Origin of the sequence: Mesobacillus subterraneus, assembly GCF_000934845.1 — a bacterium.
Classification (GTDB): domain Bacteria; phylum Bacillota; class Bacilli; order Bacillales; family Cytobacillaceae; genus Mesobacillus; species Mesobacillus stamsii.
In genome coordinates this window covers 1-5,151 of sequence record NZ_JXIQ01000201.1, presented here as the reverse complement: position 1 = coordinate 5,151, position 5,151 = coordinate 1, and the positions used below count along the sequence as shown (strand labels likewise).

Below are 5,151 nucleotides of genomic sequence, written 5' to 3'. Positions count from 1 at the left end.
GGCACAGGATGTGCTAGACCCGCCAGCCACAGGACGTGGCGTTCTAGACGGGCAGCGCTTGTCGGGGCTGACCAAGGCGCTTGCGCTTTTCTCAATTGTTTAAAAACCGAAGCCAAATTGGCTTCGGTTCCGCTTCTAATCATTTACTTCTCCAATTGTTGTACCTGAAATAATCTATAATAGCCGCCCTGTTTTGCCATTAATTCATCATGGCTTCCGACTTCAACGATTTCACCATGCTCGATCAGGACAATTCTGTCGGCGTGGGTGATTGTTGACAAGCGGTGGGCTACAACAAAGGTTGTCCTGTCCTTTGCCAGCTTGTCAATCGCTTCCTGAATAAGATGTTCACTCTCAAGATCGAGGGCAGAGGTGGCTTCGTCAAGAATCAGGATTGGCGGATTTTTAAGAAATACTCGTGCTATGGCAACACGCTGTTTTTGGCCTCCGGAAAGCTTGACTCCTCTTTCTCCCACTTTTGTATCATAGCCTTCTGGCAGATTCATTATAAATTCATGAGCATTGGCAGCTTTTGCAGCCTGGATGACTTCTTCATCGCCTGCGCCTGGCTTGCCCAAAAGTATATTGGATTTCACCGATTCACTGAATAAAATATTATCCTGGGCAACCGTCCCAATCTTATCGCGCAAGGATCGGACCTTGAAGGAGCGGATGTCCTTCCCATCAAGCAGGATCACTCCATCGGTAACATCGAAGAATCTCGGAATCAGGCTGACAAACGATGATTTTCCGCCGCCGCTCATTCCAACCAGCGCGATCGTTTCCCCTTTTTCAACCTCTATATTTATCCTTTTCAGTACCGTCTCCCCTTCCTCTTCATACGAGAAACTGACATTTTTAAAAGAAATATCACCATGGACTTTTTTCAATTCCACGGCATCAGGAGCATCCTTAATATCATATTTTTCATCCAAGAACTCAAATACACGGTCCATGGAAGCAATCGACTGCGTAAGCGTCGTCGATGAATTGACCAGGCGGCGCAGCGGATTGTACAATCTGTCAATATAGGCAATGAAAGCTGCCATCTCCCCAATTGTGAGGTTTTCCTGAAGTACTTGATAACCGGAAAATCCGATGACAAGCAGGGGCGCTATATCCGTAATCGTATTTACCACTGCAAACGCTTTTGCATTCCAGCTTGTATGTTCTAACGCTTTTGTCAAAAAATTTTTATTTTGGAGGTCAAACTGTGTTTGCTCATAATCCTCAATTGCAAAGCTTTTGATTACTGAAATTCCGGCTACTCTTTCATGAAGATAGCTTTGTACCCCCGCTAGTGCCTGAGACCGTTCCCTTGTAAGCTTGCGCAGATTCCCAAAGAAGTATTTTACCGAAAAAGCGTAAAATGGGAACAGAACTAGGGAAACAACTGTTAACTTCACGTCCATCGTAAACATGATTGCAGCTGCAATCATGATTGTGGCAACATCCAGCCACAGATTCATTAGTCCCGTCACAACGAAAGTCTTTGTCTGCTCGACATCATTGATCATTCTCGAAATGACCTCTCCGGCTCTCGTATTAGAATAATATTTATAGCTGAGTCTTTGCATATGAGAAAACAGTCTGTCCCTTATATCATAGAGGATTTTGCTCGCGGTCCATTGCGCGAAATATTGGCGATAGTATTCAATCGGCGGCCTTAGTACGACAAACACTACGATCATAATACCCATGACCCAGATCAATTTATCTGTTTTTTCTCTCTCGGTCAAGGTATCGTTGCCGATGACATCATCAAGCACAAATTTGATCAAAAGTGGAATTAATAATGGAATTGCAAATTTCAGGATTCCGATAATGATCGTGCCGATGATTTGCAGCCTGTATGGCTTGACGAATTGTAAGTATCTGCGGATGCTGCCCAACTTTTAGTTCCCCCTTATGGAGCCTTGCTCGTGCACGAAACAAAAACCTGTTGAAACGAATCAACAGGCTGAAGCTTGTCTACTCCTGTATGTCAGCGGCGATAAGTTAAATACCGCTCATAGTAAATATCGATGAAGTCAGGCGCAAATGGTCCCTTTCTTTGCCTGATCCAGCGTTTGAGCTTTTCTACATTGTATTTCAAAATTTTGTCAATCACTTCTGGGTACTGCATTTCCTGACGATGCCGCTCGTATTCATCTTCATCGAGTAGATTAAACGTCATATCTGGAAAAACTTTAATGTCGAGATCATAGTCAATATATTTAAGCGCTTCTCCGTCAAAAATAAATGGAGAACTAATATTGCAGTAATAATATACGCCATCTTCCCGAATCATGCCTATAACGTTGAACCACAGCTGAGAGTGGAAGTAACAGATTGCCGGCTCTCTCGTAATCCATGTCCTGCCGTCTGACTCCGTGACGACAGTCCGATCATTTCCGCCGATTACAAGATTCTGTGTGCCCTTTAAAACGGTTGTTTCTTCCCAGACTCGATGGATGTGCCCATTGTGCTTATAACTATGGATTTGAATTGGTTCACCTTCTTTGGGTACGCCCATGTTCTTCTTCCTACTTCCTTTCCCCGAAACTTTGCAACCTATCCATGTATCTTTATCTTGGTTTCTTAAAAACGACAAAAGGCAACAAAGAACGATTCCTATTTTTTATTATTATAACGGTTACCGAGTGAATTTAAAACAAAAGAGCCATCGATTCCACCGATGACTCTTTAAATTTCCTATTTTCCTCTGCAAAAGTTAACGGTGGGTTACTGCCAGCTGCTGATACGTATGAATGACCTCCTCCGTCTGCTTTTCAAACATCCGATGGATTTCCTGCAGTTCCTGCTTTTTTCGGTTAATTTCCAAGTGAAGTTCTTCTAACTCAGCACTTTGGTTTAGTGCATCCAGCTGCAGTTCAATCTCCTGACATCTCTCTAGTTCAGACTGTAAAAAAAGAAGCTTTTCCATTGTATGCATTTGAATAGATACCAAATCGTTAAATTTATCCATGCTTTTCACCGCCTGTAAAATGATCTCCTAAAGAATTCTCGGGCAGCAGATAAAATCCTTTGACTAGTTATGTAGAGGAATGGGAACCTTTGTCGAATGACAAAGTAGGATTGGAACTTTTGCCCATAGAAAAGGCACTCTGCGAATAAGAGTGCCTTTCATTTAAGTGATATTAACTTTGTTGACCAGAGTTTTTCCCTTTACGAGCTTCAGCCTGTTGATTTTGCTTGCGAACTTCTTGAGCGTTTGTTTCACTCGCGAATTCTGTACCATATTGGCCTTGGCTTCCAGCAGATTGAGCGTTTTGCTGGCGTACTTCTTGAATGTTCGTTCCTGCTTGAGTTTGGTTAGGTTGTTTTGCCATCGTTTATCACCTCCACGAAATATAGATTAACCATCTAAGGAGGATACTATTCGACAAATTTCAACCAAAATTAAACCAATAGCGAAATTCCTCCATCAACAATGATTGTCTGTCCTCGAATCATGCTCGATTCATCTTTTAAAAGAAACAGGACTGCATTGATGATGTCATCGATTTCGACCATTCTACCAGCAGGTGTTTTTTCTCTCGCCTCTGCGAGGAGTTCTTCCCGATTTGGAAAATGAGTCAGTGCTTCAGTATCGACTGCACCACCTGAAACTGCGTTGACGACGATATTTTTGCGTGCTAATTCAACAGCCAAATAACGTGTAAGGGCCTCAAGCGCTGCTTTTGAGACTCCGACCGTCGTATAGTTCTCCAAATAGCGGATGGACCCAAGAGAACTGATGCTGACTATCTTCCCGCCGCCATTTCGTTCCATCAACTTCGCGGCTTCTTGGGCACAGAATAACAAAGCCTTACTATTAACGTTCATTGTCCAGTCCCAATGTGATTCTTCGAGTTCCATCGCAGGCCGCAGTACCCCTGATGCTGCATTGTTCACGAACACGTCCAGCCTTCCGAACCCTGCTTCGATTTGTTCAAACATCGCTTTAATTTTACTGACATCTCCCACATTTGCTTTAACAACTAGAGCCTTTCGTCCAAGTGCTTCGATTTGTTGTGCAGTTTCCAATGCTGCCGTTTTGCTGCGGGCATAATTGATGACAATGTCATACCCTTCTTTTGCAAGCCTGATGGCCGCTGCTTTGCCGATTCCACGGCTGCTTCCAGTAATGAGTGCTACTTTTTGCGTCATGTTTACGTTCCTTTCTGATCCTAATCTGTTACATGAATATGTTTCATTTTAGCTTTTTCAGGTTGATATGACAATAAATGTTCTCAAAGCATTTTAAGCTTTTGTAAATTCCAGATATTGTTGGAACATTTTTAGGTAAGGAACGGGGAAAGCATATTCCTGTAGCTCTGTTTCGGTAACCAGTTTTACATACGGTGTTTCCTGTATTTCAGCTTGAATGTTTCCACAAAATACATGAATATTCCATTTCAAATGGGAAAAAACATGATCTATTTCGCCGATCGTGTCATTTATCTTTGGGAATGAACCATAAAGGTCTTTGAAGTGGTCACTCAGTTGTTCTCGCTGCCTTTTAAATTCCAGGTTTAACTCAACCGTCGGAAACTCCCATAAGTTCGCTAACAAACCAGTTTCCGGACGTTTCCGAATGAGGATTTTGCCCTGGCTGTCTTTAAAAATACCTGCTGCAAGCTGGACGTTTTTTTGCTTTTTCTTTTTTGTTTTTATTGGCAATTCCTTTTGTACCCCTTCATGGAATGCCTGGCAATGATCCCTTACCGGGCAGAGGAGGCACGAAGGGGAGGTAGGGGTACAAATGAGCGCCCCTAACTCCATTAAAGCCTGATTAAAAAATGATGGGTGATCATGAGAGATGATCTCCTTTACAGCCGATTCAAAAATTTTCCGTGATGCAGGTCTGGCAATGTCTTCCGAAATGAGCAGGATCCTTGATAACACTCTCATCACATTTCCATCAACGGCAGGTTCAGGCTTCCCATACGCTATGCTCAGTATCGCACCTGCTGTGTATGGTCCCACCCCTTTTAACGAAGCAATTTCTTCCGGTGAATCTGGCACTTTGCCTCCGTACCGCTGGTGAACCTCCCTCACTGCGGATTGTAAGTTACGGACTCGGGAATAATATCCAAGACCTTCCCAAGCTTTTAGCACCTTATCTTCATCAGCGGAAGCAAGCGTCAGCTTTGAGGAGTAAAAATT

General features: G+C 43.1%; 6 protein-coding genes. All 6 read right to left on the bottom strand.

Going from position 1 to position 5,151, the window contains the following annotated elements; translation table 11 throughout:
* Positions 1-143: 143 nt before the first annotated feature.
* A complete protein-coding gene (locus UB32_RS18760) occupies positions 144-1,892 on the bottom strand; it encodes an ABC transporter ATP-binding protein (RefSeq protein WP_044396685.1) in 1,749 nt (582 codons plus the stop codon).
* A 92-nt stretch (positions 1,893-1,984) separates the two neighbouring features.
* Positions 1,985-2,515, bottom strand: coding sequence for a nucleoside tri-diphosphate phosphatase (ntdP, locus tag UB32_RS18755; protein ID WP_044396683.1), 531 nt, complete (start codon positions 2,513-2,515; stop codon positions 1,985-1,987).
* Positions 2,516-2,713: 198 nt separating this feature from the next.
* The gene (locus tag UB32_RS18750) at positions 2,714-2,968 is read right to left on the bottom strand and encodes a YgaB family protein (protein WP_044396681.1); all 255 of its coding nucleotides are present in this window, start codon (positions 2,966-2,968) and stop codon (positions 2,714-2,716) included.
* A 172-nt stretch (positions 2,969-3,140) separates the two neighbouring features.
* A complete protein-coding gene (locus UB32_RS18745) occupies positions 3,141-3,332 on the bottom strand; it encodes a gamma-type small acid-soluble spore protein (protein ID WP_044396679.1) in 192 nt (63 codons plus the stop codon).
* A gap of 70 nt (positions 3,333-3,402) precedes the next feature.
* A complete protein-coding gene (fabL, locus tag UB32_RS18740; protein ID WP_044396676.1) occupies positions 3,403-4,152 on the bottom strand; it encodes an enoyl-[acyl-carrier-protein] reductase FabL in 750 nt (249 codons plus the stop codon).
* A 93-nt stretch (positions 4,153-4,245) separates the two neighbouring features.
* Positions 4,246-5,151: A/G-specific adenine glycosylase (locus tag UB32_RS18735; RefSeq protein ID WP_044396674.1), on the bottom strand; the 906-nt coding region annotated here is incomplete at its 5' end.